General features: G+C 39.8%; 17 protein-coding genes. 6 read left to right on the forward strand and 11 right to left on the reverse strand.

The annotated features are described in order from the left end of the window. Nucleotides 1-124 precede the first annotated feature (124 nt). From V7K41_RS11345 to V7K41_RS11365, 5 genes are all read right to left on the reverse strand, one after another. A complete protein-coding gene (locus V7K41_RS11345; protein ID WP_334848195.1) occupies nucleotides 125-616 on the reverse strand; it encodes a hypothetical protein in 492 nt (163 codons plus the stop codon). Nucleotides 617-761: 145 nt separating this feature from the next. Next, a complete protein-coding gene (locus tag V7K41_RS11350) occupies nucleotides 762-893 on the reverse strand; it encodes a hypothetical protein (protein WP_334848117.1) in 132 nt (43 codons plus the stop codon). Nucleotides 894-1132: 239 nt separating this feature from the next. Then, complete coding sequence (locus V7K41_RS11355; protein ID WP_334848119.1) at nucleotides 1133-1672, reverse strand: GNAT family N-acetyltransferase; 540 nt, start codon at nucleotides 1670-1672, stop codon at nucleotides 1133-1135. Between the two features lie 171 nt (nucleotides 1673-1843). After that, on the reverse strand, nucleotides 1844-2710 hold the full coding sequence (locus V7K41_RS11360) for an aldo/keto reductase (RefSeq protein WP_334848197.1): 867 nt from the start codon (nucleotides 2708-2710) through the stop codon (nucleotides 1844-1846). 418 nt (nucleotides 2711-3128) lie between these two features. After that, nucleotides 3129-3329 carry a heavy-metal-associated domain-containing protein gene (locus tag V7K41_RS11365; protein ID WP_334848121.1) on the reverse strand — a complete coding sequence of 67 codons (201 nt, stop codon included), beginning with the start codon at nucleotides 3327-3329 and terminating at the stop codon, nucleotides 3129-3131. A gap of 892 nt (nucleotides 3330-4221) precedes the next feature. Between V7K41_RS11365 and V7K41_RS11370 the strand changes: the two genes are divergently transcribed. Beyond that, the gene (locus V7K41_RS11370; RefSeq protein ID WP_069070640.1) at nucleotides 4222-4485 is read left to right on the forward strand and encodes a DUF3146 family protein; all 264 of its coding nucleotides are present in this window, start codon (nucleotides 4222-4224) and stop codon (nucleotides 4483-4485) included. Nucleotides 4486-4544: 59 nt separating this feature from the next. Here the strand turns inward: V7K41_RS11370 and V7K41_RS11375 are convergent, their stop codons facing one another. The 3 genes from V7K41_RS11375 to ntcA form a co-directional block, all read right to left on the reverse strand. After that, entirely contained in the window at nucleotides 4545-4997 is a 453-nt protein-coding gene (locus tag V7K41_RS11375) for a resolvase (protein ID WP_334848122.1), read from the reverse strand. A 129-nt stretch (nucleotides 4998-5126) separates the two neighbouring features. Next, nucleotides 5127-6617: a DUF3084 domain-containing protein gene (locus V7K41_RS11380; protein ID WP_334848124.1), complete on the reverse strand. Its 1491-nt coding sequence runs from the start codon at nucleotides 6615-6617 to the stop codon at nucleotides 5127-5129. Nucleotides 6618-6785: 168 nt separating this feature from the next. Further along, entirely contained in the window at nucleotides 6786-7457 is a 672-nt protein-coding gene (gene ntcA, locus V7K41_RS11385) for a global nitrogen regulator NtcA (RefSeq protein ID WP_094347373.1), read from the reverse strand. Between the two features lie 378 nt (nucleotides 7458-7835). Between ntcA and fabI the strand changes: the two genes are divergently transcribed. The 5 genes from fabI (at nucleotide 7836) to V7K41_RS11410 (ending at nucleotide 14750) form a co-directional block, all read left to right on the forward strand. After that, nucleotides 7836-8612, forward strand: a complete 777-nt coding sequence (fabI, locus tag V7K41_RS11390) for an enoyl-ACP reductase FabI (RefSeq protein WP_334848126.1) — start codon at nucleotides 7836-7838, stop codon at nucleotides 8610-8612. Nucleotides 8613-8744: 132 nt separating this feature from the next. Continuing rightward, entirely contained in the window at nucleotides 8745-9386 is a 642-nt protein-coding gene (gene hisB, locus V7K41_RS11395; protein ID WP_334848129.1) for an imidazoleglycerol-phosphate dehydratase HisB, read from the forward strand. A 197-nt stretch (nucleotides 9387-9583) separates the two neighbouring features. Further along, nucleotides 9584-10567 carry an ABC transporter ATP-binding protein gene (locus V7K41_RS11400; RefSeq protein ID WP_334848130.1) on the forward strand — a complete coding sequence of 328 codons (984 nt, stop codon included), beginning with the start codon at nucleotides 9584-9586 and terminating at the stop codon, nucleotides 10565-10567. A 498-nt stretch (nucleotides 10568-11065) separates the two neighbouring features. Next, the gene (locus V7K41_RS11405) at nucleotides 11066-12535 is read left to right on the forward strand and encodes an SLBB domain-containing protein (RefSeq protein ID WP_334848132.1); all 1470 of its coding nucleotides are present in this window, start codon (nucleotides 11066-11068) and stop codon (nucleotides 12533-12535) included. A gap of 802 nt (nucleotides 12536-13337) precedes the next feature. Further along, a complete protein-coding gene (locus tag V7K41_RS11410; protein ID WP_334848133.1) occupies nucleotides 13338-14750 on the forward strand; it encodes a right-handed parallel beta-helix repeat-containing protein in 1413 nt (470 codons plus the stop codon). A gap of 509 nt (nucleotides 14751-15259) precedes the next feature. Here the strand turns inward: V7K41_RS11410 and V7K41_RS11415 are convergent. The 3 genes from V7K41_RS11415 to V7K41_RS11425 all read right to left on the reverse strand — a co-directional run bounded on the left by V7K41_RS11415 (nucleotide 15260) and on the right by V7K41_RS11425 (nucleotide 20814). Next, nucleotides 15260-17488 (reverse strand): GumC family protein, encoded by a 2229-nt coding sequence (locus V7K41_RS11415; RefSeq protein WP_334848135.1) that lies wholly within the window; start codon nucleotides 17486-17488, stop codon nucleotides 15260-15262. A 628-nt stretch (nucleotides 17489-18116) separates the two neighbouring features. Next, nucleotides 18117-19313, reverse strand: coding sequence for a glycosyltransferase family 4 protein (locus V7K41_RS11420; protein ID WP_334848137.1), 1197 nt, complete (start codon nucleotides 19311-19313; stop codon nucleotides 18117-18119). 286 nt (nucleotides 19314-19599) lie between these two features. Further along, on the reverse strand, nucleotides 19600-20814 hold the full coding sequence (locus V7K41_RS11425) for an O-antigen ligase family protein (protein WP_334848139.1): 1215 nt from the start codon (nucleotides 20812-20814) through the stop codon (nucleotides 19600-19602). Nucleotides 20815-20822 lie beyond the last annotated feature (8 nt).

Genomic DNA, 20822 nt, shown 5'->3' on the forward strand with positions numbered 1-20822 from the left:
CTCTCCCAATTTTGGGAGAGGGGTTGGGGGTGAGGGTCAAACCTGGAAAGTTCGCCAAATCTAGCTTATACGTTAAGTTGACACCAATGACAGCTGTGCGCACTTATACGCAAAGAACAGTAATTTACATTGCTACAGCTACTCTATCTTGTTCGCGTGCAGCAACAACTAAAACTAGACATAAAGCCGCGATCGCTTTTTGCCATTCCTGCCGAACTTGCACATCTTCAACACCTTCAAACATCCCTACCAAGCGGGGAATAGAAGCTTCTAAAGCCAGACGAGGTACTGGACGGTGTAACTCAACTAAATGAGTTAAACTTTCTTGATTATGCAGGAAACCAATTACCCATGTTGTTGTGTGATTAGGACTATCAGGAACCCGCTTGACTCCCAGCTCATTTTTCAGCCAGTTATAAAAAGGTGGTAATTCTTTAGCTAAAACTCCTCCTGCTGTCGGCAAGGTTTTCTTAAGTAAATTGGTATCTAAGCTGTTTAATTCTTGTTGTAATTCAGGTAAAGTGAGAACTTCAGTTAAAGGTTGTGATAAGATTTCTTCCAACTGAGTTTCAGATAAATTTAAATTTTGAGCAAAAGTTAAAAGTAGCGATCGCATTTTTTTAGACTCCATAAATAACTAATTATTCTCTGCGACTTTCTCAGAGAGGATGAGCAAAAATGTCAGGTTTTATTCAGCTTTTAAAGCATCAGGTGCATTAGTAAACATCAAGAAAAAAACACCAGGTTATAGTATTTTGGTATTATGAACCGTAAAAAAGGCTGATAATCTTCCAGGCTGAAATGTTTGCCCTTTGAAATAATTTATCTGTAGCTATTTGTCCACCAGAACGCAGATATTTTTTACCCGCTGCTGTTAATACTTCGTGTCCCATAGCTCAATACAGTTCAGTTAAGCATTTCTTTCTTCTCTTCCTTTGCGTTCTTTGCGCCTTTGCGGTTCGTTAAAAAATTACTTTGATAAAGAATTAAGCCTTAACTGAACCGTATTGTCCCATAGCTGTTTGGAAATTGAGGATAGTGTTGGTCATCTGTGCGACCCTCTGAACTTGTCTTATCCTCAATTTCTCAGTAATTTATGATATTGTCTCTGAGGTAGCTCATAGAAGCAATATTAGTTCGCTTTCCACTCATGCTCAAGGATTGCGTAAAGAAAGTTGTCGTACCATCTGCCTTTGATTAACTCTTTTTCCCGCAGATGACCTTCACGACGCATACGAATTTTTTCTAATACCTTTACAGAAGCAGCATTCTCTGAAACACACCAAGACCAGATCCGATGCATTCCCAGTTCTTCAAAGCCAAACTTTAAAATGGCTTGTGCTGCTTCTGTTGCATAACCTTGTCCCCAATATTGAGTGTCTAGTTCATAGCCGATATTTGCTTCTCGCATTTCCAGGTCATTTACACGGATGCCACAATTGCCAATAAGCCGATTTTCTTTTTTGAGGATAATAGCTAACTGAAATTTTGTTCTTGGTTGCTCTTTTTGCTGATCGATAAACATCTGGATAAACTTGCAAACATCGTTCTGTGTGCGTTGTGTCCAATAGTTATAACGCAAGTACAAAGGATTTGATTGATAGGCAAAAACCGCTTGCCAGTCTGTCTCTACAAAATCACGCATTAGCAAGCGGTGTGTTTCTAATATCATGTCTTTTTTTATAGGCAACTTCTACCACATCTACGTAAGCGAGTGGAATAATTGGCGTTACTAAATTCAGGTATGAAAATGATTTTGCCTGATTTAAAAATCTTTGTAAAGACGTTGCAATCCAATGTCTTTACACCCAGATTTATACATTGAATTAGCAACGCCGAACGATTAAGTTGCCCGATCAATTTTTTGGACTTCTTCATCAGATAGTTTCACATTGATAGCTTCTACTGAATCTTCAATGCTCGAAACTTTGCTAGCACCAGGAATTGGCAAAATAGCAGGCGACTTGGAACGCAACCACGCCAACACGATATTATACACCGATACGCCTTTTTCTTTAGCTAAATGAGCGATCGCAGAAATATCTTGCAAGTCCTGATGGCGACGCCTACCACCAAAGGGACTCCAAGGTAAAAAGGTCAATCCTTGCTGTTCGCAATACTTCAATACGCCGTCATTTTCTGGCTGTCGTTGCCAAGGGCTGTATTGATTCTGCACTGAGACAATATCAACTACATCCCGCGCCCGCTTAATTTGTTCAACGGAAAAGTTAGAAACTCCCACAAACCGAATCAAACCAGCTTCTACTGCTTCTTTAACTGGCGTCAGGGATTCTTCAATGGTGTAATTAGTATCGGGAGAATGGTACTGCCAAACATCGATGGGTTTAGCACCACCCAACGCCTCAAAACTGACTCGAATTGTTTGGCGCAAATGTTCTGGGTTGCCGTTGCTTGTCCAGTTACCATTGGGACGCATCAAACCGCCCTTAGTTGCTACAATCACTTGGTTAACGTCACCTTTATAACTACTAAGTGCCTTGTGAATTAATTGCTCGTTGTGGTGCTTTTCTGACTCATCTTTGCAGTAAGAATCGGCAGTATCAATAAATGTAATACCCAGATCCAAAGCCCGATGAATAACTTGGATTGATTGCGATTCAGGAGGGCGATTAGAAATTGACATAGGCATACCACCCAAACCAATCGCACTCACAAAGATACCAGTTTTTCCTAGCTGTTTGGTTTCCATGTTTCTAGCTATAGCTTTCTGCACCAATTATCTATCAGTTAGCTATTCATCATAAATCCTCCCTAGTACTTAGACTTAAGGATAAGTGAATATAATTATTTTTTTACTAGGCGTGAAAATACCATGTTATTTGACAGACAACCATCAGTTGCCTCTAACTTCTACCTAATAATAATTAATATGAGAGTTAGGATTTAATTTTCTGAAATTCATATTTGATTGCGGTCTTAGGTAATTTAAGTCTTATTCCGGCTTGCCAATATTTAGATCCATTTGCCCTGCTGTCAAAAGAGGGAAATTTGCAATTGAGTAGAGTAACTTATTAATATCTACGTCCGTTTGACGGGCGTAGATTTAATAAGCAATTGTGCTGGCTAAATCATTTCATCTAAATTTATTAGAAAATTTAGAAATTTAATTAATAGCCCTCTATAGTATAACCAGCAGATTGAACCATCTGTTTAATTGACTCTTCAGAAGCCGCAGTATCTACAGTTACAGTTTTAGTATCAACGTTCACGTCTACTTTGGCATCAGATTCCATAGTCAGAATAGATTTAGTTATCTTCTTGGCGCACTCATCACCTTTAATATCTGGAACTTTCAACTTAATTGCCATTACTTACCTCATTACGCAAACTGGAATTTACATTTAATCAATATAATATCGATTTTTGGAGTGAGCGTGCATCTTACTGAAGTTAGGGAACTGAGCATGAAATAAATATTAATAAATAATAGTTATACCTAAATCATTATTGACAAACTATTTAGACAGTAAAACAAAATAAGATGCCAAAGTATATAAAGTGATTTATGAAAATACACTTAGTACTACTAACTTATAAAAAGCCGCTTTTTATGTTTTTTCTGAAGACTCCACGAGACATTCCTCCCGCTTTTCTAGGCGTTGGTGTTCGACATAGTTGTTCTTGCATCACTGCCCAATTGTACAAGTGTCTATGCGTAAATCACGAAACTTTTTTATTTATAGTTTTTAATTGATTGTATACTTCAGGTACTTTTGCCCAATTTTTAGAGTACATATAGATTCAAAAAACAGCTATCTTGCGGCATAGATATACTATGGACTTCGCAACAAAGACTTTCGGTGACGCAATTATGGTATGAGTGTTGGACACTGCTAATTTGGGTATTGAGGGTAGAGACTGCTTCACATTGCAAATAGAAACGATTACTCAAATGTGCCAGTAGTGAAAGTGCGATCGCTAGAAGCAACGAAAAAATTAGCATTTCTCGTTTGATTTATTTTCCAACCTCTACGACTAGCTGTGACCCTCGAAGGAAGACTTGCTAACGCTTCTCTAGGAGACAGCTTGCTTACGCTATCGGTGGCGCGGCTTCAGGATACTGAAGTCGTCTTGCTTATAAACACAACATAGTCAACTACAAATACCCACTTTGTCAGTTTGTTTAATTAAGATATGTTTGGTAAATAAAATAAATAGCCTAGATCATCGGCTGTTATTCCACACTTGACATAAAGCATTGTGAGTGCAAAACGTCTGCCAGAAACCATTGCCCATGTCAGAATTACCCGCCAATCCTGGCAACACGGCTTCCTTGAGGGCGAAGTGAGTGCGGGTGAGTTTGAGTGGCATTTCCAGTGGCATTTTCGCCGGGGAGAACTTGCCGTCAAGCCTTCCCAAGGTCGCGCCTTGATCAAAGAACCCCTCGGTCGATTTTTGGAGCAACAAGATTACCAGCTAGAGCCTGGAGGAGACTATGCTTTTACGATTCGCGCGGAACTTTAAAACTTAGGAGTTATTTAATTTTGGATTTTGGATTTTAGATTTTGGATTGAAGAAAAAATCTAAAATTGGCTGGCTGCTGATTCAGTGAGGCGATTTAGGTATCTTTCAATTAAAAGGATGGCAACAATGTCATCTATGGGTCTTGGTGGCTGTCGCAGACCCTGTGGCAATAGCTTTATTAACCCTTTGGGCGGGTACATTTGCCAATAGCGATCGCGTGCTTCTAAGGTTGTGTAGCGCTCATCCACTAAAATAATGCTCAGGGGTTCTGTCAATTCTTGATATAATTTCTCTCTCCACTGTTTGGCTGTAGTTTGGTCGCCCATGACCATCAAAGAGATCGGAAACCTTTGACGCAGTGTCTCAATGGTAGCGATCGCCTCTTTTGCTAGCACAACCTGATGATAATACAGTTGCCGATCCAGTCCCATCACCGCTAAACCGCACTTATCTCGACCTGGATCAAACCCCAAAATGACTGGTTGCGTTGGTGAAAATTCACGGAAATTCATAATAAATTAAAAATTAAAAATTAGAAATGTTCGCGTAGTGTCTGCTAGATAAAAATGCAGCTACAGCAATTATTCTGCCTGCTGTTCAATATGTTTAAATCTTACTAATAACAGTGTGCAAATAATTTTTTAAGTACTAAAAATAATTTTTCCGTCAACTATTGCCACTAATTTTACTCTCAATGGCCCGGCTGTATAAGTATCCTCTGCTGCGATCGCTTTGATCTCCAAGGGTTGATTATACTGTCTCAGTTGGCTGACAAAGCGCAGAAAAGTCCCTTCTACTTGGACATTTTCGACAATTCCGGCATTACGGGCACGAAATTGGGAAGCAGAAATCAGTATTTCTAGGCGCTGCTGTAACTGATAAGATGTCATGGTTTTGGAATCAGCAGTAGTTGTAGCTAGCACCGCGCCTCCCGAAAAAACTAGTTGATTCTGGGCTGTATCCGCGAAAAATTCTATCTGCTTTTCTCCCCTAACGTAATTACCAGCAGAGAAAATTCGCACGACGTATTCTTGACCATCGCCAATCTGCTTGCTCAATTGATCGACCCTATCCTGGGTCACACGCAGTAGCTCTACATTTGCAGGATTTGCACCAGGTTCGCTTAATTCAAGGTTGGCGTTGCGATTGGCTTCTTGTAAAAGTTGTACCACTGCCTGACGAGCAGCAGCAGGTTGAGTAACACGAATTACAGCAGCGGACAGAACTTGACCACGAACTAAGGCCAGCTTACCCAAACGCAGGTCGCGGTAGGACTGATAATATTTTTCCAGTCTGGCAACTTCCTGTTCTAGTTCCTCCTGTTGTGCTTCCAATTCTTTGAGGCGCGATTCACGTTTGGCAATCACTTGCTCTCGCGCTGTAATTTCTAGATTACGCTTTTGAATTAGTTGATCCAGTTGGGAAATTTTTTGATCGCGCTGTTCTATAGCTTCTTGACGGTTAGCAAGTTCGCGATCGCGTTTTTCAATTGCTGTTTTGGCTTCGTCAATGGCTTTTTTCGCTTCCGCATAAAGTCTTTGACGTTCTGTTTTCAGTAGTTCAACTGCCGCCTGTAGTTCCTTTCTCTGGTCGTAAACGCTTTGCAATTCAGCTATGGCTTTTTGGTATTGAGTTACCACCCGATCTAGCTGACCTTGAGTGCGTTGGAGTTGAGTTTGGGTTTGGGCTTGTTGACTAATGGTGCGGTTCAACTGAGCTTGTGTTTGGCGTTGTTTGGCATTTGCTGCCTGCAAAGATTGATTAATTGCCTGCAAGTCTTGTTGTGCCTTTGCTTGGGCAATTCTTGCTTGGTTTAGTTCACCCTCTACCTGACTTTTCTGAGTTTCTGCGGTTTTTAGCTGTTCCCGCTTCTGCCTGAGGTCTGTTTGAATATCCTCTAACTCAAAGACTCCTTTTCGCAAGCCTTCGTCGGCAGCGAATAAAATTCCTAATGTTGATGCTGAAATCAAACCACCAGTAAAAATTGTTACTAGTACAGCGGTGTTTTTCGGACGAAGCTTAAAAAGTGAGAGGCGGGCTTTGCCAACTCGTGTGCCGATGCGATCGCCCACGGTGGCAATTACGCCTCCCAGAATCAAAATTGCTGCGATGAGGATGTATCCGGTGGTCATCTTTAGCTACCGAAATCCTTCCAGATACAGCCTACTACTTTTAAGCATTGTCTGGAAAGAAGTGAAAATTGGCAATAGCTGAAATTATTCAATTTTAGATTTACCTCTAGCTATTAGTGTCATTTTTCAAAACACAACACGCGCCAATTCCCCTTTCTCCAATTGTTTTTATGTGAACTGCCTACTTAAGGTAACAGGTTTATGTACAGTAATCTTCTTTTTGTGGATAGAAATCATCTTTTTTTCACGCAAATCTCCCAGTAGCCTAGTAACGGTAACACGAGTTGAACCAATTGCCTCTGCGATCGCTTGATGAGATAATTTCAGATCAATTGTGATCCCATCTGCACAAGGAACGCCAAAATCTCGACAAAGAATTAACAAAAAACTCACTAACCTAGAACCCATATCTCGGTGAGCGAGAGTTTCAATCATCATCTCTGTTTGTAAAATTCGCGAAGACAGACCTCGCAGCATTAACATTGATAATTCTGGATTTTCCTTGAGTGCTAGCTCTACCTGTTCAATTGGTGCCGACAGTAATTCTACAGGAGTAAATGCAACCGCATGGTAAAACCGATCCGACTTATTTCCTGTCAGCAATGACAATACACCAAAAACACTATTTTCCCGCAGCAATGCTACCGTTATTTCCTCTCCTGCCTCGTACACCCTGGAAAGTTTAACAGCACCTTTCAAAAGAAAATAAACTCGTTCGGCAGGATCGCCAGGAAAAAAGATCGTTTTATTGCGTTCAAACGTTTCCACAACTGGCGGAAACGCCCCGGTCGCCATCTGACGAAAAACATTTGCTAGGGCTTTATCTTGTGTCACGATCATCTCCCTTCCCCTACCCAATGCCGGAAAAACAAAAACTGATTACCTAAGAATACACCCGAAAAATGAATAAAGCACCGTCAACCTTTCTGTACTTTCCTATACTCAAACTAATCTCTTCATAACTCTTTGTTTATAATGATACATAATTGTTGATCCTTTCAGCTACTAATTGTTGATAAGTAGTTCTAATAGCTGTATTCAAAAGGTTTTTTGAAGAACAAATAAAGATATCTTGAGAATATCTTTATAAAAAATCAAGATTTTTCTCATAGGAAACACCGTTAGCAATATTCATTTTTGTCAATCCTGTATAAAACAAAGACAAACTAGCCTCAGATTCTAGTATGCTCCTAATGATCGATCGCATTAACAATTTCTATGCTAAATCTGACTGGAAAAAATGCCCTTGTTACAGGTATTGCCAATAACCGCTCGATCGCCTGGGGCATTGCCCAACAGCTGCACAAAGCCGGAGCAAATCTAGGTATCACCTACCTACCGGATGAACGCGGCAAAATGGAGAAAAAAGTTGCAGAATTGGTAGAACCTCTTAACCCCAGCTTATTTCTTCCCTGTAATGTCCAAGATGAAGACCAAATTAAATCTACCTTTGAGACAATCCGCGAACAGTGGGGAAAGCTAGATATTCTGATCCATTGTCTAGCCTTTGCTAGCAAAGACGATTTGAGTGGAGATTTTAGCCAAACCTCTCGTTCTGGCTTTAACACCGCCTTAGAAATCAGCACCTACTCACTAGTGCAGTTAAGTGGTGCAGCTAAACCTTTGATGACAGAGGGAGGTAGTATCGTCACCCTGACATATTTAGGTGGCGTCAGAGCGATCCCTAACTACAACGTCATGGGAATTGCCAAGGCGGGGTTAGAAATTAGTGTGCGTTACCTGGCTGCTGAACTAGGGCCGCAAAATATTCGCGTGAATGCCATCTCCGCAGGCCCCATCCGCACTTTGGCATCTTCAGCAGTGGGTGGGATTTTGGATATGATTCATCATGTAGAAGAAGTAGCTCCCCTACGACGCACCGTCACTCAGCTAGAAGTAGGCAACGCTGCGGCTTTCTTGTGTAGTGATTTGTCCAGCGGCATTACCGGACAAATTCTCTATGTAGATGCAGGATATGAAATTATGGGAATGTAATTAGGGACTGGGGATTGGGAATTAGGTACTGGGTATTGGGAAGAATTTATTCCCCATTCCCCATTCCCCAGTCCTCATTCCCCAGTCCCCATTCCCCAGTCCCCAGTCCCCATTCCCCATTCCCCATTCCCCATGCAAACAACCAATCGCCAAGTTAATTCAAACCACGATCAGTTAACTCAAACCCCTCGGATTGCCACTGTTCATCGCACCACTGGTGAAACTAATGTGCAAGTTACTATCAACCTGGATGGTAGAGGAACTTGCACAGTAGCAACAGGCATTCCGTTTTTGGATCACATGTTGCATCAAATTGCCTCACATGGGCTGATTGATATCGATGTCCAAGCCAAGGGAGACTGGGAAATTGATGACCATCACACCAACGAAGATGTAGGTATTACCTTGGGGCAAGCTTTGAACCAAGCACTAGGCAACAGAAAAGGCATTGTCCGCTTTGGTAATTTTCTTGCACCACTGGATGAAGCCTTAGTTCAGGTAGCACTAGACTTTTCTGGACGCCCTCACCTCAGCTACGGCTTGCAAATTCCTACTCAACGGGTAGGAACCTATGACACCCAACTGGTGCGAGAATTTTTTGTGGCTTTGGTGAACCACAGCCAAATGACATTGCACATTCGACAATTGGATGGTATTAATTCCCATCACATTATTGAAGCGACATTTAAAGCCTTTGCAAGAGCAACGCGGCTGGCGGTGGAAATTGACCCCCGACGTGCTGGCATAATTCCCAGTTCTAAGGGAGTTCTATGAAGGGAGTCTGGATATTGGGTATTGGGCATTGAAAGAGGCAGAGGTGCACAGGAGCAGAGGGGAAAGACTTATTACTTCTCCCTTGCTCCTCCACTCCCCAGTTCACGATAATTGACACACAGCTTGGTGATGGTTATTATCAGCCTACCGGGTAATTTTTAATTAATACCAAGCTGATAAATAGTGATTTAACCGAGATGAAGTCTGTTGCAGATGACCCTAATTCTCAACTTAATACGACAGACATTCCGCCAGTAGTCCTAACTTCTGAGTTGCGAAAAGTCTATCGCACTGGTTTTTGGCTAAATCAAAAAGTCGTATCTCTCAAAAACTGTTCTTTAACAGTTTACAAAGGCGAAACCTTTGGGTTGCTGGGGCCAAACGGTGCTGGTAAAACCACTCTTTTAAAATTATTGCTGGGAATTATTCATCCCACCTCTGGACAGGGATCGTTGTTGGGTAAACCAATAGGCGATCGCAGTGTTAAGCAACATATCGGTTATCTACCAGAAAATCCCTATTTGTATGACTATCTCACTGGCTGGGAATTTTTGCAGCTAGCCGCTGGGCTATTCCAAATTCCCCAAAGTGTCCAACGTCAACGCATTCCCCAACTGCTGGAATTAGTGGGTTTATCGCAAGCCGATGCTCGTAAAAAGCTGCTGCGTCGCTATTCTAAAGGAATGCTACAGCGTGTTGGTATGGCACAGGCATTAATTAATGAGCCAGATTTAGTTTTTCTGGATGAACCTATGTCTGGTCTCGATCCAGTGGGACGCTACCAAATGCGAGAAATTATCCTGGCGCTCAAAGCCGCTGGTAAAACAATTTTTTTTAATAGCCATGTTCTTAGTGAAGTAGAACAAATTTGCGATCGCATTGCCATCCTCGCTCAAGGTGAACTAATTTGCTCTGGTTCCCTCAATGAACTCTTAGGCGTAGGCAACACATATCACGTCAAAGGTCAAGGTGGTCACTGGGAAATTCTCAAAAAATGGATACCCACTATCATATTTGAGCCTGATGGTTCCTGGCACGGTACACTACAAGATGATTACTATGATTTTCTTGCCAGTCTTCGTCTCATGGAAGGTAAAATTATCGCCATTAACTTGTCACGTCACTCCCTAGAAGAATTTTTTATTCAACAGATCCAAAGAAAAAACAACTCATTGAATTAGTCTTGTTGCCAAATAGTAAATTGTCGAGTGGCTTGAAGAACAAAACCCAAATTCTGCCTTTTTAAGTTCTCTTTGCCCAACACAATCCACAAAAAATAAAATTCCGACATCTTTTCAAGGTTATTTGTATTTATTTAATGAATTTGTTCATAATTTTAGTAGTTCCTTACTACTCATTGCAGATTTTAAATGTCATCAAATTAACTTTGACAAGAAAACTTTATTCGTGACTACTTGATTGTTGGCTAACAGACAATTTCTTGTAGAAACTGGGTTTAGTTGCGTAAATCCTATATTTTTTGATATTGCTCTATTCAAGCAACATTAACTTTAAGCTAACTTCACTAAAAATTTAAGTTCAATAAACAAATTTCCTCCGGAAAATCACACTTTTCTAGGAAAATAAGAGTGTCGGGGAACTTGAATATTTAGGTATAGTCAAAATAAAAATGTTTAGACAGTACTTTATTGATTGTAGTTTCAGAGTCTCAGGTAAATATGCTTAACAAAAGTTTGTCTAAATTCCTAATTCAGCCAGCTGTAGGTATGGCTTTGTTAACTGCTGTCAATGCCGCTGTGTCATCTGCCAGTCTAGCTCAGGGACAACCATTACCACCAACTACACAACCACCAATCATACAAACACAATTAGATACTAATTATTCATTAGGAGGCGGCGATCTCATCCGTGTAAATGTATTTGAAGTACCTGAATATACAGGTGAATACCAAATTCCCCCAGGTGGAGCAATCAACCTACCTTTAATTGGCAGTGTGTCGGTACTAGGGCTAACAACTGAACAAGCTTCTGACGAAATAGCTAGAAGATATGCTCGCTTCCTCAAACGTCCCTTAATCTCAGTCAATCTGTTGTCTCCTCGTCCCATCAATATTTTCGTTGCTGGAGAAGTGACACGTCCTGGAGCTTACACTCTAAACCTGAGTGGAGGCGCTGGGAACAATCCAGGCGTACAATACCCCACTGTATTAGCCGCATTAACAACAGCGCAGGGGGTGACTTTAGCTGCGGATGTGACTCAAGTTCAATTACGGCGTAAGATAGGACGTTCTTCAGAACAAGCTGTCACCCTCAATTTGAAGGAACTCATTCAAACAGGCAACTTATCGCAGGATATTACCTTGCGGGATGGAGACACTATAGTTGTGCCAACAGCAACCAACTTCAACGTGGCAGAATCTCGCAATATATTTGCATCCAACTTTGCCGCCAGCCAAACCACACCTCGCACGGTAACAATTATTGGTGAAGTTAACCGTCCCGGTTCGTATCTTGTCACCCCAGGTAATACAGATAGCCAAGTGGGCGCAACCCCTAACAGTGGCACTGCCAGCCCCAATGGTTTACCAAATGTGACACGGGTAATTCAATTAGCTGGCGGAATTACAGCACAAGCTGATGTGCGTAATCTCAAGCTACGCCGACCTACAAGAACTGGCTCAGAACAATCTATAGATATTAATCTTTGGCAACTGTTACAGAGTGGTGATGCCAATCAAGACATTATTGTGCAAGACGGAGATACGATTGTTATTCCGACGGCAACTGAAATTAACCCCGCAGAAGCTACTCAATTAGCTACCACTACTTTGTCTCCTACACGGATTCAGGTTGGTGTGGTCGGCGAAGTTAAAAAACCAGGTCTAACAGATGTTCAACCGAATAGCTCTTTAAATCAAGCTATACTCGCCGCTGGCGGATTTAATGATGCCAGAGCTAGTAGTAAAGCTGTTGATTTAATTCGCCTCAACCCTAATGGCTCTGTCACTAAACGTATAGTAAAAGTGGATTTCTCCGCTGGGATTAATGAGCAAACTAATCCCATACTCCGCAATAATGACGTTGTAGTAGTCAACCGATCTGGTTCAGCTAAGACTGGTGATACCGTCAACACTATAACTGGACCTCTAGGTGTTATCTTTAATCTTTTGAACTTATTCGGACTCTAATTTAAGAGATAGATGCAAATTGGGGCGTTGGCCAACCCTCTTCGTCCCTAAAATTGCACTATCCTTGAATCAAAAGCAAGTTACACATAACAAACGCTCCACAAGGCATCGCTTCTTCCAAATTGCGTTTTATAGAGGCTGTGATACTGGTTAGGACAAGTCTGCTATAAATACTCTGACAGCCGCTCTCTTCTGATTTGCCAATGTTCTAAGCTATTTGACCACTGTTATATATCCGTCATTATAATAATTTTAAGTAATATTACTCGTACAGAAATACTGTAAACTTTAAAATTCTCGCTGTAAATTCTTAATATGCATTGATAGGCTTTTAAAATCTTTATTGTAAGTACTCGGATTTCTTATGATAATGAGAATATTTTAGAAAGCAGATTCCGTAAATACTAGTCAATAACTTATTTTTAGTAATTTAGTGATTCTTATTATCATAAGAATTATTTAAGTAAATCAACTAATTGATGACAGATATACTATTTTAACCACAGATATCGCGTATACACAGTAGAATGATGTCGAATTGGAAATGACGCCATTTGTACGGTTGCTTGGTGTTCATAAATAGGGTAACTCTGGATACTGATATTTGTTTCAGTGATTTTATCAGATGTTTGCGATTTTTTAGAACACAAGCTCAAAAGGTGGTTCAGCCATATTTAGGCAAAAATGCGCAGGTTTAAACCTATAAAACCGTGTATAAACTTACAAGTGGCAGTGATACGACCATATCCAATACTGGGTTATTAACTAAGGCTAGAGTTACTGACCTTTAACGATTGAGTTTTTGCAACATACCCTATTTTTCCCTATGATGATTCATGGTTTCGGTTTTCTCAGTTTGAGCGCATCTCTTGTACTTCCCTGGGCATTAACAGGTCTGGTTCAAGGACAGAAAATAACAGAGTCTTTATTTAAAGATGTTCCTCAGTTATCCACTGTTCAGGAAATACCACTACCTAACCGCAAGCTGATCAGTCGTATTTCAACTGCGACAACATACTATGTTAGTAATAACGGAAACGACAGAAATAGCGGGCTTTCTACCTCTTCCGCTTTTAGGACACTTCAAAGGGCAGCAAACCTTACTAATCCTGGCGATACGGTACTTATTATGAACGGGGAATACAAGAATAGACCCCAAGATGGGGCTGTACTAAATATTAAACGTTCTGGAACAGCAAATGCATGGATTAAATATAAAGCATATCCTGGGCATTTTCCAAAAATTCAGCACGATACATGGAATGGTATCTTGATTTCAAATAAAGCTTCATATATCGAGATTAACGGGCTGGAGGTCATAGGAGACAATGCTAAAATCGACCGTGATTATGCGATGAGTCAGAAGGATAACGGTAACAATCGGTTTACTAACGGAAATTGCATAAGCATTGGAGAAAAAGAAGGCAAAGGTCGTTCTCATCACATAAATATTCTGAACAACAAAGTGCATGATTGTGGAGGATCAGGTATCTCAGCAATCGAAGCTGATTATGTGAAAGTGGATAATAACACTGTTTTTAATAACTCTTGGTACACACGTAATGGTTGCAGTGGCATTTCCATGCTTAATAATTGGAGTTCTGACAACAACCAGGGATACAAAATATTTGTTACCAATAACAAGAGCTACAACAATCGAATGTACGTTCCTTGGTATCAAGCCGGAAAGATCACAGACGGTAATGGCATTATTGTTGATGTTTCAAAAGGATATAGAGGACGGATTTTAATTGCTAACAACATCACCTACAAGAATGGCGGTTCAGGTATTCATTCCCATGATAGTCAGCATATCGATATTATCAACAACACGGCATATTTGAATCAGCAAAGTTCAGATGTTAAAAAAAAGGCAAAGGGTGAAATTTATGCTGGTTATTCGTCTGATGTCAAAATTTTCAATAACATCATGTATGCTTCTCCTGGTAATGCTGTAAATAGCAATATGAAAAATGTCAACGTCAATTATAACTACAATGTTTATTCCAATCATTCGACGATCAAGGTTACAGGATCTCGCGATATCATTGCAGATCCACAGTTTGTAAATGCCTCGGCTCGTGACTTTAGATTGAAATCAACAAGTCCGGCAATTAATAGTGGTTTAAAGTGGAGTAGTTTGACAACCGATTTTTTAGGCAATCCTCGTGTGTCCGGTTATGCAACCGATAGAGGAGCATACGAAAACCCATAGTAGTTAAAAGTATGACATTGGGTTGTATGATAAGGTTCTTATTTATACAGATTTATATAGACTTTTTGTCTACAACCCAATTGGAGACGGATCGGGAAGAGCCACAAAGGAAAACAAGACCCAATAGCACGACCGCATAAACAAGAAGAATAGAGATGCTGAAATTATGTGCGGCTACCAGAGATATTTGGATGAATAAGGTTTTGTGCATGGAGCAAACTGAGTTACACATATTACTTTCGAGGCTAGCAAAAACCCTAATGAATCCAATGAAACTGGAGTGGCAACACCTAAAGAAATCGGACTACCATCCTAAAAATTATTTATAGCTCCTAATATAGCATTTCCTATACTGGTGAAGATATACCTTATCAGATGTAGGAGCGCTATATAATTCTAAGTCCGGTTAATTACTTATTATTTAAGACTTCTTGCGTCTTTGCATCAGTCTTTATTAATAAATATTTATCCGAACTTGATGTAACTCCTAAAATAATTTTTTGGAAGCTTTATTTCTTCGCCAGTCCCTTAACCTCTTTTGTCAACTCTCTTGGTTTAAAATATTCGTGAGAATGATATCGATAACTACTAGATTCATTTTTATCAATGACTCCGTTGACTACTAAACCTAGAACGTTGTAATTGGATCTCTCTAATATCTCTTGAGCAGCATTAGCACTGTTGGAATCAATTATTCCAGGTCGGGCTACTAACAAAATACCATCAGTCATTTGGCTTAAAGTCAAAGCATCGGCTGCCAAAAGTAGTGGAGGGGCATCAATAATTACAAAGTCATATTTATACTGAGACGAGAAATTCTCAATGAGTGATGCCATCCGTTTTGAGTCAAGCAAAGCAAGTGGGTTGGGAGGTCTAACTCCAGCAGTTAAAACATCCAGGTTGTCCATTACCTTAGATACGGCAATGTCAAATTCAACCTGACCTACAAGAACCTCACTCAAACCAACTTCATTGGTTAGTTGCCAGAGATGATGCTGAGAAGGAACTCGCATATCTGCATCGATTAGTAAAACTTGACGTCCTAGTTGAGCGATCGCTGCTGCCAAATTAGCAGAAACTGTAGACTTGCCTTCTTTAGGAACTGCGCTAGTAATCACAATGGTTTTGAGCAAATTATCTGAACTTAAGAATTTCAGATTTGCTTGAATCATCCGGTACATTTCGCTCGTTAAAGAGTGGGGAGTATCCCTGACGGCAATTGTTTGAGATATTGATTCTGCATTTGAATAACGGGAACGAAGCTTTTTAACAGACAAAGGAACAATTCCTAGCAAAGTATATCCAAATACATCTCTAATTTCTTTAAGTGTTTTTAGAGATCTATCTCTTATAGCGAGAAAAAGTACAGTTGTGGTAGCAAAAAACAAACCGAACATGACTCCTAGCACCAAAACAATTATTGTTTTGGTTAATGTAGGATCTTCGGGCACTAAAGCCTGAGCAATAATCCGGGAACTAGGTGTATTTGTATTTTCAACTAACTGTAGCTCTTGAACCTTTTTCAATAGAGTTTGATAGGTTGATTCTGCAACTTCAACTTTCCGTTCCAACTCTCGCTGGTTTTGTGCTAGCTGAGGTATGAGTTTCACCCGCTGTTCGTAGCTGACACGAGAATTATATAGAGAGGAGAGTCTTTGAGTTAAGCCAAAACGTTGTATTTCTGATTGCAAAAAGTTTTGTATCAGGCTTTGTCTGAGTTCTCCAATTTGCAATAGGTTCTGGGGAACTTGTGTTTGATTGCCAATAGTCTGACCAACTTGTTGTTGCAGGAGAGATTTTAAATTAGATTTTCTTGCTTCTAGGTTAATAATTATAGGATTGTCATCTAGAAAACGGCTGCGCTCAACCGCTAACTGCCGATCGGTCTCTTGGAGTTGTGTAAGAATTCCCTGTACTGCTGGTGACTGACTAAGGGCACTCACAGCGATCGCTTCCTGAGAATTTAGCTCTACTTTCTGCCGCAGTTCATTGGTTTGGGCATTTACCTCATCCAGTTGAGCCTTGACAGTATTCATCTCATTGTCTAAATTTCCAATAGTCGCAACAGCTGACCTTGTCTCCTCTGATAAATCTGCAATTTGATGCTTTTGTTTAAATATACGTAGCGCTACTTCTGCATTATTGACAGCAGCTTGAGTTGTAGGAAGTTGCTTGGCCATAAACTGACGAGTTGCTCCTGCCTCAGACCGATTTGTCAGAATATCATTTTCTAAATAAAACCTCATAATTGTGTTCACTACTGCCGCTGCTTCTTCAGGATCGTGACTTTTATAAGCAATACGCAATACATCTGTCCCACCAACAATTTTTAGGTTCAGGACTTTTAGTAGTTCTTTCACCTCCAGAGGTTCACCATCATTGTCTTTAAGTTGTAGTTTGTCTATTGTCCGTTGCAATAAAGCTGGGGAAGAAATAACTTCTATCTGACTGCTTATGGGATTTTGAGTTGCTACCAATGGTTTCAAATCTCCTGCGTCTCCTCCTTCAGAGGTATCAGGGTAAAGATTATTGCCTGCTACTTTAAAGCTGGGAACCCTGAATAACAGTTTTCCTTCTGCTTCATAGTCTGGCTTCAGAAATTGTGTAGATATGGCACTCAGAATAACTGTCGCCACAAATATACTGAAAGCCGGTAGCCACCACCGTTTCAATATCAATAAGTAACGATTAAGGTCTAAATCAATAGATTCTCTAGATTCCATAGATTTTTCTGACATAAATCTTCCCAAGTACAGGTCTTAAGCAAGAAACTAAAAATTGACTTAGAACAGTCACAAACCAGTGCAATTGACAATACTGATTATGTATAATTTTACAATATAAAATATAGTATAGACCAATACGGTTAAGTTAAAGCTTAACTCCTTATCAAAATCATTTTTTTCCGAATCGCTAAAGACGCAAAGACAAAAAAGCAATAAATACTTAACTGTTTTGTAGTATAGGGTATTTAAGTTAAAAATTTAGTCCCCATTTGGTGCAAATGTGTACTTTTATTCAACAAAAAATTTGTTATTTTTGGGATTTTAGGTGAGTTAACTACGTCCTAACTATAACTGCCATCCCATAAATCAACCCAACCCTCTAATAACAGGACGTTGAATTATAAAGTCTTTTGCATTAGCCATTAACATTCAAATTTCTCTCTGGATTATCGAAGGCTTGATTTTTTACTTGGATATTATACGGCTATATTCTTTGTTAGATCAACTATCTTAGCCAAAGGCAAAATTTAAAAATCAAGTAAAAAACTCGACTTTTAATCAGTTTGTAATTTTTGACCATAAACATCTATTCATTACTCAATCCAGTTACTTAGTATAGTAATTCTGAAAGTTAAAGCAGCTACCTACTTTGCCAAACTTTATCGTAAGCATCTAACAGTTTTGGAGCTTGATATTGCCATTCAAGAATCTCCTCCATTCTGCGTCGCCCCTCAGCTCCGAGCTTTTCTCTACGTTCAGGAAAATCTAGAAGTTCTAGAATTTTATCGGCAAATTCCACCTCATCGTTAGGCTTGGCATAAAGAGATGCTTCTTGTGCAGAACGTCTTCCCTCTCGCAAATCAAACTGGACAATTGCTTTTCCCATTGCCATATATTCAAGGATTTTATTCATGGTGCAGTTTTCGTTATAAGCAGATGTTGGAGAAGGCTCTACACACACGTCGCAGCTGGAGAGCCGCTCTAAGAGCTCTTCACCTTGCTTAAACCCTGTAAATTCTACAAACTCACTCACTTCTAACTCTTTAGATAAGTCCTTGAGCTTTTCTGCCATAGGTCCATTACCAATTAGCATAAAGTGAATATCAGAGCGATTTTTTTTGTGGACAATGTAATATACCATTCTTAGAAGATAATCAATACCTTCTGGTTCTCCCATAACACCCATGTAACCTATCAAGTAGTTTCTACCTTTACGGTAATTGGGGTTTGGTGGCATTCGGCGAAAGCGCGAAAGATCCGGCGCACTACGAACTACAAATATTTTCTCTGGTTTCTTGTGCCCACGGTTAAGAGCTACCTCTCGGTGTGACTCGTTCGTTGAAATTACCATGTCTGCTGTGGCATAGGTCAAGCGTTCAGCCCAGCGTAATCCATGATAAAAAATATCGCGCCGCCGATACTTAGCTTCATACATTTCAGGACTGAGGTCATGATGATCGAAAATAATAGATATACCATGAAATAATTTAAACCATGCTGCTACCAAGAAAAGTAAATCGGGCGGATTACAAATATGTATGACATCAAAACCACGCTCTCGCCATACCCTTTGAGCTAGACGGAATTGCCAGTTAATTGCCCAACTGTACTCTCGGAGATAACCAATGACAGAACTTTCTTCCGGTGGTAGAGGATGACGGTAAATGTGAATCTGCTCAATAATTTCGTAATCTTTTTCAAAGCCATTACCTGTAGGTGAAATTACACTAACTTCATACCCAGCTTTTTGCAAAGTAGTTGCTTCCATCCATACCCGTCTATCAAAGGGAACTGGGAGGTTTTCAACGATAATTAGTACTTTCTTCGGTGATGCCATAATAATTTCAATTTTTAATTAGTTTAGTAAGTAATTATTCACTCACTTGGAACAATGGTCGAAACCCTGAATTTATGGGTGATAGGCAGAGAAATATGAAACGTTACTTTAGTAAAACACTCACTTGCCAAGTCTAAAATATACCTTATTTATGGAACCTATATTCATACTTGGCGAAACTGGGTTAAACAATAAGTATGCATATCTACATCATAATGGCTATTAGTTTTGCTGTTACTAGCTGGTTACAGTTATATTGATTAATCATCTGATTTTTACTTCATCTTTACATTTTGACTGAGAGAGATGCCGCCACATAGAGTATCCAAGTTAAACTATTTGATTCCACCAAGTTAGACTCAGTGAGGCTAGATAAGAGTATAAATGTCATGTGTATAAGTGGCCAAATATCAAATGCTGTTTTACTACTACGCACGCAAGCAAATCCTTGCAGATAACTGCGCCAAAATCCAAAAAAGAAGACTCCTAACCCTAAAAGACCCAAATCAAGACAAAGAGCCAGATAACCATTGTGGGGGTGGTTTGGCGTCCATCCAGCTGCAAGCCAAATATCGGCAGATTCGCCATTCCATCCTTGCCAGAATCCACCATAACCGTAACCAAGCCAAGGATGTTTCCAAATTTTATCAATTACTAATGGCCACAATTCTGTTCGACCCGTCAGTGTCGCATCTTTACCAATTGCACCGAACAGGATATTAGGGTTACTAGACAACCAAAAATATAAACTTTGGCTGATAGTCGCCATCATTATTAGGGTTGGTACAATGAACTGGTAAGACCAACGCGAAATTTGAAAAGTAAAAAATGCCAATATTATAATTAATAGATTAACTAAAGAGGAACCGGAAGCGGAAAGCCGTAAGAGTATTATTGACAAGCTAAACGCTACCCAGAAAAGCCAACTACGTCTTTGAGTTTGATAACCAAGGATAAAAAAAGTCATACTACTCGTTACCATTCTTGCTCCCAGACCGTTTTTGTGCGTGAATACTCCACGCCACTTTGAGCCATCCAAATCGCTCTGGATTCCGTATTTAGGCAAAGCTATGGCAAAAACAAAACTGAGTATTATAATAATTGCAAAGTTCCAAGCAAGTAAATGTAACTGCTGTTTTAAGCTATATCGCGAAGCAAAATATAATCCAAATAAACTGGAATTAATCAGGGAAAAACTATTTTTTAATGTTGTTGATGGTTCAAAAGACCAAATAATAGAAACAGCTGACAATAAAATTAAAGAATAAAGCCAAAAGTCTTTCCTAAGGAAATAAAGAGTTTTCTTCCAACGCAAAACTAGTAGTATTACTGTAACTGCGTAGATTAAGGAATAAATAATCCGAATCCCAGAACTATCAATTTCTACTAAATCGCTCTGTCCAGCTCCTCCTGACAGTACGAGAACAAAGATTGCCCCTGAATACATCAGCAAGCTCAAAATCGTGAATACCTGTTCAGTAACAATTAGTATTTTCCGCATAATAAATT

The sequence above is a fragment of the Nostoc sp. genome (genome assembly GCF_036917415.1).
In the GTDB taxonomy this organism is placed as follows: domain Bacteria; phylum Cyanobacteriota; class Cyanobacteriia; order Cyanobacteriales; family Nostocaceae; genus Nostoc.

Coding starts and splice junctions, on each gene's coding strand:
- V7K41_RS11345 (WP_334848195.1), bottom strand. CDS start 616: ATGCGATCGCTACTTTTAACTTTTGCTCAAAATTTAAATTTATCTGAA.
- V7K41_RS11350 (WP_334848117.1), bottom strand. CDS start 893: ATGGGACACGAAGTATTAACAGCAGCGGGTAAAAAATATCTGCGTTCT.
- V7K41_RS11355 (WP_334848119.1), bottom strand. CDS start 1,672: ATGATATTAGAAACACACCGCTTGCTAATGCGTGATTTTGTAGAGACA.
- V7K41_RS11360 (WP_334848197.1), bottom strand. CDS start 2,710: ATGGAAACCAAACAGCTAGGAAAAACTGGTATCTTTGTGAGTGCGATT.
- V7K41_RS11365 (WP_334848121.1), bottom strand. CDS start 3,329: ATGGCAATTAAGTTGAAAGTTCCAGATATTAAAGGTGATGAGTGCGCC.
- V7K41_RS11375 (WP_334848122.1), bottom strand. CDS start 4,997: ATGAATTTCCGTGAATTTTCACCAACGCAACCAGTCATTTTGGGGTTT.
- V7K41_RS11380 (WP_334848124.1), bottom strand. CDS start 6,617: ATGACCACCGGATACATCCTCATCGCAGCAATTTTGATTCTGGGAGGC.
- ntcA (WP_094347373.1), bottom strand. CDS start 7,457: ATGATCGTGACACAAGATAAAGCCCTAGCAAATGTTTTTCGTCAGATG.
- fabI (WP_334848126.1), top strand. CDS start 7,836: ATGCTAAATCTGACTGGAAAAAATGCCCTTGTTACAGGTATTGCCAAT.
- hisB (WP_334848129.1), top strand. CDS start 8,745: ATGCAAACAACCAATCGCCAAGTTAATTCAAACCACGATCAGTTAACT.
- V7K41_RS11400 (WP_334848130.1), top strand. CDS start 9,584: ATGAAGTCTGTTGCAGATGACCCTAATTCTCAACTTAATACGACAGAC.
- V7K41_RS11405 (WP_334848132.1), top strand. CDS start 11,066: ATGCTTAACAAAAGTTTGTCTAAATTCCTAATTCAGCCAGCTGTAGGT.
- V7K41_RS11415 (WP_334848135.1), bottom strand. CDS start 17,488: ATGTCAGAAAAATCTATGGAATCTAGAGAATCTATTGATTTAGACCTT.
- V7K41_RS11420 (WP_334848137.1), bottom strand. CDS start 19,313: ATGGCATCACCGAAGAAAGTACTAATTATCGTTGAAAACCTCCCAGTT.
- V7K41_RS11425 (WP_334848139.1), bottom strand. CDS start 20,814: ATGCGGAAAATACTAATTGTTACTGAACAGGTATTCACGATTTTGAGC.